The following is a 16201-nucleotide window of genomic DNA, read 5'->3' on the forward strand; positions in this document are numbered from 1 at the left end:
TTCTGTGATTTACTAAGACTGTGTTATTACCGAAAAGTTAGCTTGCTTCAGGCCATAGCCATGGAAACTGCTGCTTATTTTTAGCTTCGAATTCACTGATTTTAGCTTCATGCTTTAATGTCCATGAAATATCATCAGCACCTTCGATAAGGCTTTGTTTACGGAATGGGTCAACCTCAATATTAATAACAATACCACCCGGTGTTGTTACTGTTTGTGCAGGTAGGTCAACAGTAAACTCGATACCTTCGTTAGCATCAATTTCAGCCATTAATGCGGTGAGTTCTTCTTTGCTTACACGGATTGGTAAAATACCGTTCTTAAAGCAGTTAGAATAGAAGATATCAGCATAGCTAGTTGAAATAATGGTATTGAAACCAAAATCTTCAATTGCCCACGGCGCATGTTCACGTGATGAACCACAACCAAAGTTATCGCCAGCAACTAAAATTTTAGCGCCTTTGAATGCAGGTTTGTTTAACTCAAACTCAGGATTTTCTGAACCATCATCAAGAAAACGCCAGTCATGGAATAAGTGAATGCCAAAACCAGTACGTTCTACTTTTTTCAAGAACTGTTTTGGAATGATTTGGTCTGTATCTACGTTACTACGATTCATTAATGCAGCAACACTAGTATGATTTTTATATGCTTTCATTTTAATTCCTTGATCACTAATGTGCTAAAGCTTATGCCCAGTTACGGATGTCAACAAAATGGCCTTCAATTGCTGCTGCTGCAGCCATTGCTGGTGATACAAGGTGTGTACGACCACCTTTACCTTGACGACCTTCGAAGTTACGGTTTGACGTAGACGCACTACGTTGACCTTCGCTTAGTTGGTCACCATTCATTGCTAAACACATAGAACAACCTGGTTCACGCCATTCCCAACCTGCATCAACTAAGATCTTATCTAGACCTTCTTTTTCAGCTTGTTCTTTAACAAGGTATGAACCTGGAACTGCAATTGCTTGTACTGAGGCGCTCACCTTTTTACCGACTGTTAATTCAGCTATGGCACGGAAATCTTCAATACGGCCGTTAGTACAAGAACCAACGAACACAAGGTCAATATTAATATCAGTGATTGCTGCTCCGGCTTCAATGTCCATGTAGGCAAGGGCACCTTTACATGCAGAAGCTTTAATTTCATCACTGAAATCACTTGGTGAAGGTACACTTGCGTTTACTGCTACAACTTGCTCTGGCGATGTACCCCAAGTCACTTGTGGTGCAATATCTTCCGCTTTAAGCTTGATAATAGTATCAAATACAGCGCCGTCATCAGTTGGTAGTGACTCCCAGTATGCGAGTGCAGCTGCCCAGTGATCACCTTTGGGTGCAAATTCTTTACCTTTAAGGTAAGCATATGTTGTTTCATCTGGAGCAATAAGACCGGCACGTGCGCCACCTTCAATCGCCATGTTACATAAGGTCATACGACCTTCCATTGTCAGATCTCGAATTGCAGAGCCCGCAAATTCGATTACATGACCAGTACCGCCTGCAGTACCAATTTTACCGATAACAGCAAGGGCAATATCTTTAGCTGTTGAATACTTCGATAATGTACCTTCTACGCTTACAAGCATGGTTTTTGATTTTTTCTGCTGTAGTGTCTGAGTTGCCATTACGTGCTCAACTTCAGAAGTACCGATACCGAACGCTAAAGCACCAAATGCACCGTGTGTTGCAGTATGTGAATCACCACAAACAGCAGTCATACCTGGGTGGATAAAGCCATGCTCAGGTACAACGATATGGATAACACCATTATTAACGTTTTGCATATCGTAAATAAGAAGGTCATGTTCACTACAGTTGGTTGCCATCGTATCAATTTGCTTTGCTGCAATTGGATCTTTAATTGGTAAATGACGGTCAACTGTTGGAACACAGTGATCCATTGTCGCTAGAATACTATGGCGATTACGGATCTTACGTTTTTGTACTTTTAAGCCTTCAAATGCTTGTGGACTTGTTACTTCATGCATCAAGTGACGATCGATGTAGAGTAGCGGGGTTCCATTCTTTGGTTCGTGAACTAAGTGTGAATCCCAAATTTTTTCATACATTGTCTTTTTCATTGCTTCCCTTCCCATCAAGCGAGATATTTATACTTTCTTATGCCTTGATACTATGACAATTGTGTGACCTTCTTCAAGAACATAATTTCATAAATAGTTGAAATTATAAATATCAGCTTTGCTATTATTTTGTTGTTTGTTTGAATTGTGGTTTATAAATCTGTTTAATTTCTCGTATCCAGTTTTAGATATTGCTGTATTTGCCATTTGCGGGGTTATTTGTTTTTTACAATATGTTTAATATTTTCACTTTTTAGTTTTTCAACGTGGTAAAAAAAGTAATTTAAACAATATTAAGGTCATGATTGTAGAAATAACCATATAACCTATGCTTAAAAGAAGTAATAACCATGTATTATTTTAAATAGATCAATGATTAAAGGAGTGAGGGAATGAATTCTTTAAAAGTATCTGACTATATGCAGTTACGACCAGTTAAATTGACTGCAGATATGCCTGTAGCAACGGCGGTAGATAGATTACTAAGATCTACTCATATTGGTGCACCTGTGGTGAATGATAGTGATACGCTCATTGGCTGGATTTCCGAGCAGGACTGCTTAGCATCGTTACTGGAATCAAGTTATTACTGTGAAGAGGTTGCGATAGTTGAAGACTTGATGAGAAAGGATGTGCTCACGGTCCGAGTGACGGATAGTATTATTGAACTCGCGCAGCAAATGCTGGAAGCTAAACCTAAAGTTTATCCTGTGATTGATGGTGAAGGTTTATTAGTGGGGATTATTTCTCGTCGAAATGTACTTAAAGCAATGGATAAACAACAACAATCTTGTTACCTAAATGCCGCAAATATTTAGTTAATGTCTATGCTAAAAAGGCTACAAAATTTGTAGCCTTTAAACTATTTACCAACAATAATATGTATTAACTATGCAATAGCTGCATCGTTTGTTTTGTTATTGTGGAATCGTTTTTCACCAAAATACGCGTAAATTAAGCAAATAATAGACGCGAAGCAAGAAGCGACTAGTACCATGAAACCGCCATCCCAACCGAAATGGTCCACTGTATAGCCCAGTACTGCATTCGCAGCAACCGCACCACCAAGGTAGCCAAATAGACCTGTTAGACCCGCCGCTGTACCTGCTGCTTTTTTAGGTGCAAGCTCAAGTGCGTATAAGCCAATTAACATAACAGGGCCGTAAATCAGGAATCCAATTGCAATTAACGCAGCCATATCGATTGCAGGGTTTCCTGGTGGGTTAAACCAGTAAACTAGTACAGCAATAGTCACTAGAGCCATAAATAGTATTCCGGCTGGTGCACGGCGTCCTTTAAATAATTTATCTGAGATCCAACCACAAAGTAGGGTGCCAGGAATACCCGCCCATTCATACAGGAAATAGGCCCAAGAAGAGCTGTCTACTGTGAAGCCTTTTGCTTCTTTTAGATAGACTGGAGCCCAATCTAAAACACCATAACGGATTAAATAAACAAAGGCGTTAGCAATTGCGATAGACCATAACAGCTTATTATTAAGAACATACTTGAAGAAAATTTCTTTTGCAGTCATTTCTTGTTCATGGTCTTTATTATAGTCATCTGGGTAATCATCTTTATATTCTTCGATTGATGGTAAACCGCAAGATTGAGGGGTGTCACGCATAGTGACCCAGACAAAGAAGGCAACAATAACAGCAAAGAAAGCAGGTACATAAAACGCTGCATGCCAATCGTCATTAAATGCCCACAAGCCAAGTAGGAACATAGGGCCGATTAAACCGCCACCGACATTATGTGCGACGTTCCAAACTGAGACTAATTCACCACGTTCTTTTTTAGACCACCAGTGAACCATGGTTCTGCCACAAGCAGGCCAGCCCATACCTTGGAACCAACCATTTAAAAATAGCAAAACGAACATCGCAGTAATACTGCTGGTTGCCCAAGGCATGTAGCCAAAAGTAAACATAACGGCAGCTGACATTAATAAACCTGCAGTTAAGAAATAGCGAGGGTTAGAGCGGTCAGAGACACTGCCCATCAAAAATTTAGAGAGTCCATAAGAAATAGATACTGCAGATAAAGCAACACCCAGATCGCCACGGCTAAAGCCTTGCTCAATCAGATATGGCATGGCCAAACTGAAGTTTTTACGGACTAGGTAATAGCCAGCATAGCCAAAGAAAATACCAAAAAATAACTGCCATCTTAAATATTTATAGGTGGAGTCAATCTGGTCTGCGGGTAAACGAGCAATGTGCTCTTTCGGTTTGAAAATACCAAACATTTATAACCTCGAGTTTCATCATGTAGGTGGTTTTAAATAACCACTTTTTAGGGTTTGAAGTTCGTTCGAGCGAAAATCGAGTGCATTTTATTTTCTTTCACGTACTTTTTATGTGATTCAGATCGAATAAATATCTGTTTAAAATCAAATAGCTAAGGTATGTGGATAAACATATGTGAATGAGTTAATCGTCATTGTGTCTGTAAATAAATTGTGACAGCTTGTAAAGCTATATGGTTACTACCTGTTTGGTGGTATTTTAATGGTTTGTACGTATTATTAAGTCAACGAGTGTAAATAATTTGTGCCATATGTACTTAAGTTTATATTTGTTGAGTGTTGAACTAATAGCCTAAAAAATGTGCCATAACGATGACCAATCGAGATTATAGGGAGGTGACTGAAGTGCTTTTCATTTGAAATCCAATAATCATTTGAAATTCTATAGATACTGGCATAGTATTTCGCTTTTAAAACTAGAGTTAATGGGCGCTTTCTAACTATTATGCTGAGTATCTTAAAATCCCTGACGGCTGAACTAGCTAACTGTATGCATTCCGATCGTTTTCGTTTTAAACGTCGTTTGCAAACAGCGCAAAAATTACCTTCTGAAAAGCAAGAAAAAGCTATCGATAAACTGCAGCTGGATATTGCCGCATCGTCGAGCCTGCGTCAGTTGCGTATTGATAACTTACCAGTAGTCTCTTATCCTGAAGATCTGCCTATTAGTCAAAAGCGTGATGATATCGCTAATGCTATTTTAAATAACCAAGTGGTTATTATTGCAGGTGAAACAGGTTCGGGTAAAACCACTCAGATCCCTAAAATATGCCTCGACCTCGGCTTAGGCATTGATGGCATGATTGGTCATACGCAGCCAAGACGACTTGCGGCTCGTACGGTTGCGAATCGTATTGCTGAAGAGCTTGATTCAGAGCTTGGTGAACATGTTGGTTATAAGATCCGCTTTAACGATAATGTCAGCAAGAAAAGTTATATAAAACTGATGACCGACGGTATTTTACTGGCTGAGATCCAACAAGATCGCTTCTTAAGTAAATATGACGTGATCATTATTGATGAAGCCCATGAACGTAGTTTAAATATTGATTTTATCCTCGGTTATTTAAAGCAATTACTTAACCGTCGCCCCGATTTAAAAGTGATTATTACGTCTGCAACGATTGATCCAGAACGTTTTTCTAAACACTTTAATAATGCGCCGATGATCGAAGTGTCTGGCCGTACTTATCCTGTTGAAGTGCGTTATAACGCGTTAGCTGAGCAAGAAGATGGGCACGAACGTGATCAAATCCAAGGCATTGTTGATGCTGTCGATGAATTGCAGAGCGAAGGCCTTGGGGATATCTTGGTATTCCTCAACGGTGAACGTGAGATCCGTGATACTGCAGATGCGTTAAACAAGTTAAAACTTCGAAATACCGAAGTACTGCCTTTGTATGCGCGCTTAACGAATGCCGAGCAGAACCGTATTTTCCAAAGTCATGTTGGTCGTCGAGTGGTATTAGCGACAAACGTGGCAGAAACATCGTTAACTGTACCGGGTATCAAATATGTGATTGACCCAGGTACTGCGCGTATTAGCCGTTATAGCTATCGTACCAAGGTACAGCGCTTACCGATTGAAGCTGTCTCACAGGCCAGTGCAAATCAGCGTATGGGCCGTTGTGGTCGTGTTAGTGCGGGTATTTGTATTCGACTTTATAGTGAAGAAGATTTTAATAACCGTCCTGAGTTCACGGATCCTGAGATCCAGCGTACTAACCTTGCTTCTGTTATTTTACAAATGCATGCATTGGGATTAGGCGATGTTGCTAATTTCCCATTCGTACAGCCACCAGACAGCCGTAACATTACCGATGGTCTAAAACTGCTTGAAGAATTAGGCGCCATTGATATCAGTAACGCCGATCATAATAAACGCCTAACGCCTATTGGTGTTGCGTTGGCTAAACTGCCGATTGATCCACGTCTTGCACGTATGGTAATGGAAGCAAATACCAATGGTTGCTTGAATGAAGTGATGGTTATAACTGCTGCTTTGTCTATTCAAGACCCACGTGAACGACCAGTAGAAAAACAACAAGCGGCGGATGAACAACACCGTCGTTTTTATGATAAAGAATCTGACTTTGTAACGTTCCTTAATCTATGGAATTACGTCAAGCAACAGCAAGACGAGTTATCCTCATCGCAGTTCCGTCGCCTATGTAAGAAAGACTATCTTGCGTATATGCGCGTACGTGAGTGGCAAGATATCTACTCACAGCTGTCACAAGTGGTGAAAGAACTCGGCTTTAATGTTAACCCTGTTCAAGTTAACGAAGAAGGCGAGGTCAGTAACGGTGATAATATTCATAAAGCGCTATTGGCGGGTATGTTAAGTCACGTTGGTTTTAAAGATAAAGACCAAGATTATTTAGGTGCGCGTAATAGTAAGTTTAATATCTTCCCTGGCTCTGGTTTATTTAAAAAACAGCCTAAGTGGGTAATGGTTGCGGAACTGGTGGAAACATCACGTTTGTTCGGCCGTATCGCAGCGAAAATCCAACCGGAATGGATTGAACCGCTTGCCACACATTTAAACAAATCAACGTATAGTGAACCGCATTGGGAAAAGCGCCGTGGTGCGGTTGTTGCCGCTGAAAAAGTAACCTTGTATGGTTTAGTCATTGTTGCGAAACGAATGGTGAACTACGGTCAAATTGACCCAGCATTATGCCGTGAAATATTTATTCGTAGTGGTTTAGTTGAAGGTGAATTTAATACTAAGCATGCGTTCTTTAAACACAATATGGCGGAAGTAGAGCGTATTCATGCATTAGAGCATAAATCTCGTCGTCGTGATATTTTGGTTAGTGACGATGATTTATTTGGTTTTTATGCTGATATTATTCCAGAACACGTTTGTTCTGCTCGTCACTTTGATAGCTGGTGGAAAAAAGAGAGCAAGCAAACTCCTGATTTATTAACGTTAAGCCAAGCACGCTTGATGAAGCATAATGCAGAAGCGATTACTGCACATAGCTACCCAGAGTTTTGGAGTCAAAACAGCTTTAAATTCAAATTGGAATACAATTTCGAGCCGGGTACTGTTGAAGATGGCATCACGGTTATTATTCCTTTAGCTATCCTCAATCAAGTTAATGAACAAGGCTTTGATTGGCAGATCCCGGCTTTACGTGAAGAGTTAATCATTACCATGATTAAGGCGTTGCCAAAAACATTGCGTCGTAATTTTGTACCTGCGCCAAATTATGCAGGCGCAGCACTAGAGAATATGGACCCTAGCCAAGGTGAATTAGCCGCAAGTCTGAATAAACAGTTATTACGCATGACGGGTGTCCGTTTAGAGCAAGATGTATGGGAGCACTTGACGCTGCCGACGCACCTTAAAATGCATTTTAAAGTGGTTGATGAAAAGCTAAAACAAATTAGCTTTGGTGATGATTTGAGTGTATTAAAGCAGCAATTACAAGGGAATATTCAAGAAACCTTAGTGAAGGTGGCTGATAAAGGTATTGAGAAGAAAGACCTTATTATCTGGGACTTTGGTCATTTACCAACTGAATTTAAGCAAAAGCATGGTGGTTATGAAGTTAAAGCATATCCCGCTTTAGTTGATAACAAAAAATCGGTTGAAATTAAGCTGTTTGATCATCAAGAAGACGCTGCTGTCGCTGCGAAAGCGGGTTTACGTCGTTTGATTTTACTTAATGTACCATCACCGATTAAATACCTTGAACAGAAACTACCAAACAAAGCGAAACTTGGACTGTATTTCAATCCGTTTGGTAAAGTGACTGATTTGATCCACGATTGTATTTCTTGTGCTGTTGATAGCATTATTGAAAAACAACCTGCTCCGAGTGATGCAGACAGCTTTGAAGCACTAAAAGAACTGGTTCGTGCTAACATCGCTGATGAAACGGTTGAAGTCGCAAAGCAGGTTGAGAAAATTCTCACTGCCGCGCATCAAGTACATAAACAGATTAAAGGCAAAGTATCTCTTGATATGATCGTGGCCAATGGTGATATTAAAGCGCAATTAGCTAGCCTTATTTACAGTGGTTTTGTGACGAATACAGGTATTAAGAAATTAGCGGATGTACAACGTTACATTGCCGCCATTGAACATAGATTGAATAAGCTAAAGATAGATCCTATTCGTGATCGTGGTAATTCAGTTGAAGTCCAACCGTTATTGGAAAACTATATTGGGTTAACTAAGATGCCGCGATTAACACTTGCACAACAAAGTGAGTTATTAAAACTGCGTTGGATGTTAGAAGAGTTGCGAGTATCGTTATTTGCTCAACAATTAGGGACAAGTTACCCTGTATCTATTAAGCGCGTAAAAATCGCATTTGCAGAGTTTAAAGCGAGTTTGTAGTGGACTTAATTCTATTTAGGACTGGACTGTTATAATGAGAAAGGGAAGTCATATGGCTTCCCTTTTGTTTATATGACCCATTGGTCTCGGCCATTTTTTTTCGCTTGATATAATTTGTTATCTGCTTGCTGTATTAAGCTTTTTACCGTTATTTTCCTATCAGGGATTACACTGACGACACCAAAACTCATGGTGATTATGGCATGTTCATTGATTCCAGCATGTTGAATCTCTAATGATCTCACTACATTAACGAGTTTTTCAGCAACTAATTTAGCGCCTTTTGTATCTGTATTTGGTAATAACATACAGAATTCTTCCCCCCCATAACGGGCGACTAACTCAGAAGGTCTTCGCAGGGACTTGTTAAGTGTGGATGCGACTAATTTTAAACACTCATCACCTTGGACGTGACCGTAGTGATCATTGTATTTTTTAAAGAAATCTATATCAGCAAGGATAAAGGTAAGGGGTTGAGCATGGCGTTTGGCACGTGATAATTCTTTTGAAAACATAGCATCGAGGTGTCTACGATTGGCAATGCCAGTTAAGCCATCAAGCGTGGCCAAACGCCCTAATTCTTCATTTGCCAATTCCAAATCATTTTTAGTTTTTAATAGCTGTGAACGCATTGTCGCAATGCGTTCCATCGCTGTCATTTTAGCGATAAGAATTTGTTTCTGAATGGGTTTTGGTAAGTAGTCATCACCACCGGCTTCAATACCAACCATGACATCTTCTGGTTCAGTTTTACCACTGAGAAATATAATGGGTACCCAATCAGTAAATTCTTGTCTAATTTGTTTTGCGACTTGATAACCGTTAATGCCTATCATCACAACACCCAGTAACACAATATCTGGATTACATTCTGAAAATAGTGCGATGCCTGTTTCACCATTTTTTGCGTCGAAGACTTCGTGATTAAGATGTTGTAGATAAGATCGAATAATCATACGTTCAATCTTGGAGTCATCGATTATAAGGATCTTCATCGGCAGTCCTTGCTTGTTCTAGTCGTTGCCCGATAAATACGGTTCTGATAACTAAATATAGCAAGTATCTGTTTAGTTAGTGTAATTTTTTGTTGCTTTGTATCACACACTTAGTGTTATAGGCTTTCATCGTTGCTTTTACTTGAAATATCTCGTCAGTTGTTAGCTCGTCATCCCAGGTTACAATGGCAGAAATAGTAGGGCTTTGAGCTGCTTTTAATAGAGTATGAAATTTGTTGTTCACTTTAGCTTTATGGATGATTAGCGCACTATCTGCGCTAATCCCATGCTGCCATAGTAATGCGGCAGTCAGTGTCATTGGCGGTGCAATGATTGCTGTCCAGTGACCATGGCTATCTTCAATTACGGCTTCATTAACATGAATCAAAGGCTTATTTTGTGTAGAAGTATTCGCGTTATATATAAAAGATTTAGTTTGCATGGTCATTTGCCTGTTTTTATACCCAGTGGTTATATATACAGTAGTATTTTGTTGTGATATTTGCAAGCATTTATTCTCTTTTAAATGAGTAAACTTGAAGTGTTATTACATAGCGTGATGATTATTAAGTGTTTTATTTATTTCTTGTTTTTTAGGTGGGCGTTTGAGAGGGGGTCACACAGTAGTAACAAACTGAATATCGTTTATTAGTGGTGGCTTATACAATTCTATATACAGTGCTTTTATGTGGGAGCACTCATTATTTTAGAGCCGCTTATTGATGAACTTACAGTGGAAGATCAAACGAGGGGCTTAAGCGTGAGTTGTTTAACGGTAAGTTGTTGCGGTGATTCAACTGCATGAGTGCTGATAATAGGGCTTCTTCTTTTAATGGTTTTGTTAATACGTAGTCTGCACCAGCATTGAGCATGTCGGTACGTGTGTCTTCGTAGGCATCCGCAGTACAGGCAAATATGGGTAAGGTTGCAATATCGAGTGGTAATGCGCGTATGGCGCTTATCGCATCAATACCATTCATAACAGGCATATGATTATCCATTAATATCAAATCGTAGTGCTGAGTTTGTACTTTTGCAATTGCCTGAGCGCCATTTTCAACAATATCACTGCTGATGCTCCTGATTTTCAAGAATGAAGACAGGACAAGTTGGTTTACTTTGTTATCTTCGGCTATCAGAACATGTAAACCGGCGAAATCAGTAATGTCATGGTTAAGTGGAGTCGTAATATTTGATTCTTCTCCGCACTGTAATGGGATTTCGACTGTAAATGTTGATCCTTGTCCTTTAACGCTTTTTAGTTTGATATTACCGCGCATTAAATCAAGTAATTGTTTAACAATGGATAGGCCTAATCCAGTTCCACCAAACTGTCGGGTGGTTGAGGATTCTTCTTGTGTAAATGGGTCAAAAATTGCTGTAATTCGCGATTTATCAATACCAATTCCAGAGTCACTGACTGCAATGGAAATCGTACGTCTATTACCTTCTACTTTGGTTTCATTAAACGAGACGGTAACACCGCCTTGTTTAGTGAATTTAAGTGCGTTATGAACCAGGTTAAACAAGATCTGTCTGATTCTGGCTTTATCACCTAAATACCAACTATTGTGTTCTAAATTATTAATTACTTTGAATGTTATGCCTTTTTCCATACCGAGTGTGTAATAAATACTAGCTAAAGAACCTGCAATGTCGGAGAGATTAAAGTTTGCGTTCTCTAAATCTAATTGACCTTCTTCGATTTTAGAAAAGTCCAGAATATCATTGAGTAATGCCATCATGTGATTACCCGAATCCATCATGGTTTTTAGGTGGTTGCTTTGTTCTTCTGTAAGTTGAGTTTTAGTTAAAATTTGTCCCATACCTAACACACCGTTCATTGGTGTTCGGATCTCATGACTCATATTTGCCAGAAAGCGTGTTTTTGACTTTTCACTGCGGCGGGCATGATCCACTGCGTCTTGTAATTCTAGTGTTTTATGTTCTAAAGAATGACTCATATTGAGTAATGCATTTCCGAGGGTTCCCACTTCGCAATTGCGAGCAACCTGTAATTTATCGATAAAATCACCTTTACCAATATCGTTCGCCAACTTAGTTAAGTTAGTGAGTGGACCGGTAATATTTTTAGCAATTACATAACTTATCCAAGCCACAATAGGAATACATAAAGACACAAGAAAGAGTAATTTATAAAATAGAGTAAATAGCGGAGCCATGATGGTGTCATAAGGCGCAGTGGCTAATAAAGACCAGTCGCCAGTCATCTCGGCACCGTATTCACCTAAATCGGCGTAACCAGAAATAACCTTACGATTGTCGGCATTACTGTAGATCGCATAACCATCCATATCCCCTTCGAGTTTGGCTTGTAGTGATTCAATTGCTAAGTCTTTGTGTGGGCTTAATAAACGCGTATTAGGATCTGTTGTGATCAATACATTACCTAGATTATCGACCAAATAGGCATATTCATTACCAATTGTTTGTTGATCTATATCAGCAACGATATCGAATAATTCAGTGACGTTAACCTCACTGATTAAAACCCCAATGACTTCCGCTGTTCGAGGGTCGAATATCGCACTTACAAATTTAAAATCAAAATGTCGTTGCTGAAAGTGATTATTAGTTTCACCACCTAAGTGCGTTAAAGGAGAAATATATGCATGGGATGGATCGGCGAGAGCCTTATTAAATTCATTGTTTATGTTTACAGCATAAGAAAAAATATTGTCGTTAATTGTATGGCTTTCTGATGCCGCAATGATTGTTCCTTCTACGTCTGCGTAATATATTGATTTATAATGAGGATAGGTGTCAATGATGTCGTCAAAATGATTACTTATTTCAACATAATCGGCAAGTGCGAACAGCGGACTTTTACTGAGTAGCTCAAAGTTAAGTTGTACTTTAAGCATAAAATTATCGACTTTATTTGCTGCGTTCTCCACATTATGTTGTAAATGTAATCCGGCATTTATCTCAAACTGCTTCTGCATACTAAAAAACATGATACTTGTGGTTGTTAACCCAAAAAATAAAATTAAACCGATAAATGATAATGCGATCTTATTCTTGAGTAACATTGCAACATCCACGTAGTTGGCATTGATAAAAAGCGAGTCAGATGATTTTAAATCGCGCGAGATCCTTATAAGTGTAGGTAGAACTGTAACTATAGCTGAATAATTTATACTGTAACTAGTCTATGTTTCAGGACCAATAAATGGAAAGTTCTAGGTCACATTTTAGCTTTCCATATAAGTACTAGCTCACAAGGTTTTTAAAAATGTTTATAATAATAGCGGGAATTATATGCATGACTTGGACCTGTAAAAATAATTAGTTAGCGTTGATAGTGAGTTTAACTCAGCAGTGAAAGACAAGGAATAGTGTCGGTTATGTTGTACGTGCTAATACATTATAAGTAATCGCAAGGAGTGCATTATGCCAAATAGCGTTAAGCAAACAGTGGTTAAAAAGGAAAATTTAGATCCCACAATATCTAAAATTATAGAGTCAGTATTGAAAATTGATGAACCGACAGCGTATAACGATTATGAAATTATCGGCAAGGTACTATTTGAAGCATTGAATTTTTTCCCCCCTTTATATACACAATCTATATTTGGCCCTATTCGTACTTGGATACCTCCACACAAAAAAGATTCTGAATTTAACATTATTGATTTTTGGCGACCAATAAGAACTGCTAATTATTTAGTTGATACCTTAGTGCCAGCATTTCCACATGGACCTGGTCCTTGGGCTAGGACATTATTACCACCTGTTGTACAAAATGTGTTTTGGCGACCAAGTCATTATTTTCAACAAGCAGACCCACTAGCAAGCGTTACCTCATTCATTAATGAACAGTGGATTTATATTAATGGTATCGCGACGAACGAAGATGTCGCTATGATGAATGCTGAGCTACTCAGTCATCTATTCAAGCGCCCATTGACCGTTGTACATAATCAAACGGATTCCATGATTTTAGACCTTGTGCAGTGTGTCACAGGTAAAGTATTTAAAACTAACCCGAATCTTGATGATGAACAATCGATGACAGAACCAGCGGTTAAGGCAACAATTGCAGTATTGGAAGCATTGAAAGATCCGGCGAAAGAAAGGGTCGTATTATTGTGTCACTCACAAGGTACGATCATTACTGCGAATGTATTGCGGGCATTACAAAAAAGTATCAGCCAAATTAAAGTTGTGCATCAAGCACCTGAAATGCAGTTAACACTGCAGTTGAATCATTTAGAAAGGTTAGCGTTTGATCTATTTTGGATGGAGGCTATTTTTACCTTCACCAATGATGAACTTGATTCTTATTTGGTTAGCATGATGAAAAAGCTAGAGGTTTATACTTTTGCTAATTGTGCCGATAAAATGAATTATGTTTGTCACTCCACTAATAGCTGCGGAGAGTTGATTGGTTTACCTTACATTGAAAATTTTGCTAATCAATTTGATTTGGTTGCGAGGTTAGGCGTACTATCACCGCTGCGAGAGGATGGTAGCGATATTATCGAAATTGATGGTGCTGTATACGAAAAACAAGGTGGTGGTGCTTGGGGTCATTTACTTAATCAGCATTACTTGTTTGGTATGGTGGAATATCTTCAAAACAGCGAGAAAACAAATAATCCTTATGCCCTGAAAAGTGGTGAAGTGTCAGCAACACTACCAAGGTTATATCGTTATTATGAAGGTGCGAGACCTAGCGCTTATTATGAATAATAGCTAAATGACTTAGTTTTTATTGCATGATATAAACGTTTACTAAGCCCTGTATACGCAGGGCTTCATTGTTTTAGCTGTTTGTAACTGTGCTGTGATTTTATTTTTTCGGCAACCACTTCTGCCCAATGTTGATAAATCACAGGCCCGGGATGAAATCCATCTTCAGCCATATCTTCTTTGTTTAATTTACCGTCGATATCAATCAGCTGACAATCACTTTGGTTTTCGACTAAGGTATTTAATTTACGGTTGAATTGATTTGCTCTTGCCCCTAAATAATGTCGTAGTGGTTGTGGAAGCGCAGGGAAATGCCCCATTGGTGGGACTTGGGTAATAAGGGTTTGTTGGCAGTTAAATTGTTCGCGTAATAGCGTGATCAAATCTTGTTGTTGAGTTAACCACGTTGATACTGCTAGTGTACCCGTGACATCATTTACACCTAATGAGGTGACGATAATATCGAAGGTTTGCTGCGGTTGTTCCGATAGCATTTTTAGGCTGTCCGATGTGGTATAACCGGATCTAGCCAATAATTGCCAATTAACCTGATAACACTTGGCCAATGCCGTAACCAAGTGTCCTGTTAATGCTTGTGACTGGTTATCTACACCAACACCTGCAGCGGCAGAGTCACCAATAATAAGCAGTCTTATTTTTTTTCCTTCACCTGCTGTTCCAGAGCGCTTACCTGCTGCTTCAGGTAGCTTTGGTGTTACTTTTTTTACATATTGTCCTTGCGCGATGATGATCGGTGCATAAACGGCTCTCGTTAATAATTTGTTTAATGATTTGAACATACCACCTCCTTGATTTAATCATAGTAGCAATACGGCGGCGATTAATTTGCGTACTTATACTCAAAGTCATAAATAGAATCAATTTTAGTAATCTTGTTATGGAATGTAAATATCGAACTATATTTACACTTAGGTTGTTTTATGATTAATTGGAGTAAGTTATGTCAAATCATCATACGTATAAAAAAATTGAAATGGTTGGTTCGTCAAAAACAAGTATCGAAGAGGCCATCCATAATGCACTTGCAGAGTGCAGTAAAACAGTAAAAAATATGGATTGGTTTGAAGTGGTTGAAACCCGTGGTCATATTGTGGATGGTGCTGTCGGGCATTTCCAAGTGACGCTGAAAATAGGTTTCCGTATCGGAGACAGTTAAACTTTCAATAAATTGATTTATTTATAAGGATGTAACGATGAGTAAAATATTAGGGGGCTGCCTATGTGGCACAGTTAAATTTGAAATTACCAATGATTTTAGCCAATTTCATTTGTGTCATTGCCAGCAGTGCCAAAAAATAACCGGCTCTGCTCATGCATCTAATTTATTTTGCCAATCCGAGCACATTACGTGGTTGGCAGGTACGGGTAAAACCAAACGTTTCGATTACCCTGATCGTCATTTTGCGCGTGTATTTTGCACTGAGTGTGGAACTGGATTGCCGTATTTAGTCAATAAAGGTAAAACCTTAATCGTACCTGCGGGTTCATTGGATGTAGACGAAGAGACAGTGTTTAATGTTGCACCGCAAGATAATATATTTTGGCATGAGCGTGCGGCTTGGTATGATGCGGCTTTAGCTGCTCCGACGTTTGCAGGGTTTCCAAAGTAAGAGTTGATACCCAATTTTCGCTTATGCTGCGGCGCATACTAAAAAATTAGGGTTAACTGTTATTCAAGAATTTGAATATAACAATAATCATTATTATGAATTGG

At 39.0% G+C, this 16201-nt stretch carries 12 protein-coding genes; 5 read left to right on the forward strand and 7 right to left on the reverse strand.

Going from position 1 to position 16201, the window contains the following annotated elements; genetic code table 11:
- Positions 1-37: 37 nt before the first annotated feature.
- Both leuD and leuC read right to left on the reverse strand, forming a co-directional pair.
- On the reverse strand, positions 38-658 hold the full coding sequence (gene leuD, locus BT797_RS17915; RefSeq protein ID WP_045110698.1) for a 3-isopropylmalate dehydratase small subunit: 621 nt from the start codon (positions 656-658) through the stop codon (positions 38-40).
- A gap of 31 nt (positions 659-689) precedes the next feature.
- The gene (leuC, locus tag BT797_RS17920) at positions 690-2090 is read right to left on the reverse strand and encodes a 3-isopropylmalate dehydratase large subunit (RefSeq protein ID WP_075473071.1); all 1401 of its coding nucleotides are present in this window, start codon (positions 2088-2090) and stop codon (positions 690-692) included.
- A gap of 392 nt (positions 2091-2482) precedes the next feature.
- Here leuC and BT797_RS17925 point away from each other — a divergent pair, with 392 nt between their 5' ends.
- Positions 2483-2908 carry a CBS domain-containing protein gene (locus BT797_RS17925; protein WP_075473072.1) on the forward strand — a complete coding sequence of 142 codons (426 nt, stop codon included), beginning with the start codon at positions 2483-2485 and terminating at the stop codon, positions 2906-2908.
- A gap of 71 nt (positions 2909-2979) precedes the next feature.
- On the opposite strand, the gene glpT is transcribed toward BT797_RS17925, so the two are convergent.
- Complete coding sequence (glpT, locus tag BT797_RS17930; RefSeq protein ID WP_045110695.1) at positions 2980-4341, reverse strand: glycerol-3-phosphate transporter; 1362 nt, start codon at positions 4339-4341, stop codon at positions 2980-2982.
- Between the two features lie 505 nt (positions 4342-4846).
- On the opposite strand from glpT, the gene hrpA reads away from it, so the two are divergent.
- Positions 4847-8755: an ATP-dependent RNA helicase HrpA gene (hrpA, locus tag BT797_RS17935; RefSeq protein ID WP_075473073.1), complete on the forward strand. Its 3909-nt coding sequence runs from the start codon at positions 4847-4849 to the stop codon at positions 8753-8755.
- Positions 8756-8823: 68 nt separating this feature from the next.
- On the opposite strand, the gene BT797_RS17940 is transcribed toward hrpA, so the two are convergent.
- The 3 genes from BT797_RS17940 to BT797_RS17950 form a co-directional block, all read right to left on the reverse strand.
- Entirely contained in the window at positions 8824-9750 is a 927-nt protein-coding gene (locus BT797_RS17940; protein ID WP_045110693.1) for a GGDEF domain-containing response regulator, read from the reverse strand.
- 76 nt (positions 9751-9826) lie between these two features.
- Entirely contained in the window at positions 9827-10192 is a 366-nt protein-coding gene (locus BT797_RS17945) for a hypothetical protein (RefSeq protein WP_075473074.1), read from the reverse strand.
- Positions 10193-10478: 286 nt separating this feature from the next.
- A complete protein-coding gene (locus tag BT797_RS17950) occupies positions 10479-12803 on the reverse strand; it encodes a hybrid sensor histidine kinase/response regulator (protein ID WP_075473075.1) in 2325 nt (774 codons plus the stop codon).
- A gap of 361 nt (positions 12804-13164) precedes the next feature.
- Here BT797_RS17950 and BT797_RS17955 point away from each other — a divergent pair, with 361 nt between their 5' ends.
- Positions 13165-14466 carry a hypothetical protein gene (locus tag BT797_RS17955; RefSeq protein ID WP_075473076.1) on the forward strand — a complete coding sequence of 434 codons (1302 nt, stop codon included), beginning with the start codon at positions 13165-13167 and terminating at the stop codon, positions 14464-14466.
- A gap of 65 nt (positions 14467-14531) precedes the next feature.
- Here the strand turns inward: BT797_RS17955 and BT797_RS17960 are convergent, their stop codons facing one another.
- Positions 14532-15266: an SGNH/GDSL hydrolase family protein gene (locus tag BT797_RS17960; protein WP_075473077.1), complete on the reverse strand. Its 735-nt coding sequence runs from the start codon at positions 15264-15266 to the stop codon at positions 14532-14534.
- 161 nt (positions 15267-15427) lie between these two features.
- Between BT797_RS17960 and BT797_RS17965 the strand changes: the two genes are divergently transcribed.
- Both BT797_RS17965 and BT797_RS17970 read left to right on the forward strand, forming a co-directional pair.
- Positions 15428-15643 carry a dodecin gene (locus tag BT797_RS17965; RefSeq protein ID WP_045110689.1) on the forward strand — a complete coding sequence of 72 codons (216 nt, stop codon included), beginning with the start codon at positions 15428-15430 and terminating at the stop codon, positions 15641-15643.
- Positions 15644-15680: 37 nt separating this feature from the next.
- A complete protein-coding gene (locus BT797_RS17970) occupies positions 15681-16097 on the forward strand; it encodes a GFA family protein (protein WP_075473078.1) in 417 nt (138 codons plus the stop codon).
- Positions 16098-16201 lie beyond the last annotated feature (104 nt).

Origin of the sequence: Moritella viscosa (assembly GCF_900120065.1) — a bacterium.
Lineage (GTDB): Bacteria > Pseudomonadota > Gammaproteobacteria > Enterobacterales > Moritellaceae > Moritella > Moritella viscosa.

Bases quoted from the DNA above. Each gene is read 5' to 3' on its own strand.
- BT797_RS17960 (WP_075473077.1), bottom strand. From the start codon at position 15,266: ATGTTCAAATCATTAAACAAATTATTAACGAGAGCCGTTTATGCACCG.
- BT797_RS17955 (WP_075473076.1), top strand. From the start codon at position 13,165: ATGCCAAATAGCGTTAAGCAAACAGTGGTTAAAAAGGAAAATTTAGAT.
- BT797_RS17940 (WP_045110693.1), bottom strand. From the start codon at position 9,750: ATGAAGATCCTTATAATCGATGACTCCAAGATTGAACGTATGATTATT.
- glpT (WP_045110695.1), bottom strand. From the start codon at position 4,341: ATGTTTGGTATTTTCAAACCGAAAGAGCACATTGCTCGTTTACCCGCA.
- BT797_RS17965 (WP_045110689.1), top strand. From the start codon at position 15,428: ATGTCAAATCATCATACGTATAAAAAAATTGAAATGGTTGGTTCGTCA.
- leuD (WP_045110698.1), bottom strand. From the start codon at position 658: ATGAAAGCATATAAAAATCATACTAGTGTTGCTGCATTAATGAATCGT.
- BT797_RS17950 (WP_075473075.1), bottom strand. From the start codon at position 12,803: ATGTTACTCAAGAATAAGATCGCATTATCATTTATCGGTTTAATTTTA.
- hrpA (WP_075473073.1), top strand. From the start codon at position 4,847: ATGCTGAGTATCTTAAAATCCCTGACGGCTGAACTAGCTAACTGTATG.
- BT797_RS17925 (WP_075473072.1), top strand. From the start codon at position 2,483: ATGAATTCTTTAAAAGTATCTGACTATATGCAGTTACGACCAGTTAAA.
- BT797_RS17970 (WP_075473078.1), top strand. From the start codon at position 15,681: ATGAGTAAAATATTAGGGGGCTGCCTATGTGGCACAGTTAAATTTGAA.
- leuC (WP_075473071.1), bottom strand. From the start codon at position 2,090: ATGAAAAAGACAATGTATGAAAAAATTTGGGATTCACACTTAGTTCAC.
- BT797_RS17945 (WP_075473074.1), bottom strand. From the start codon at position 10,192: ATGCAAACTAAATCTTTTATATATAACGCGAATACTTCTACACAAAAT.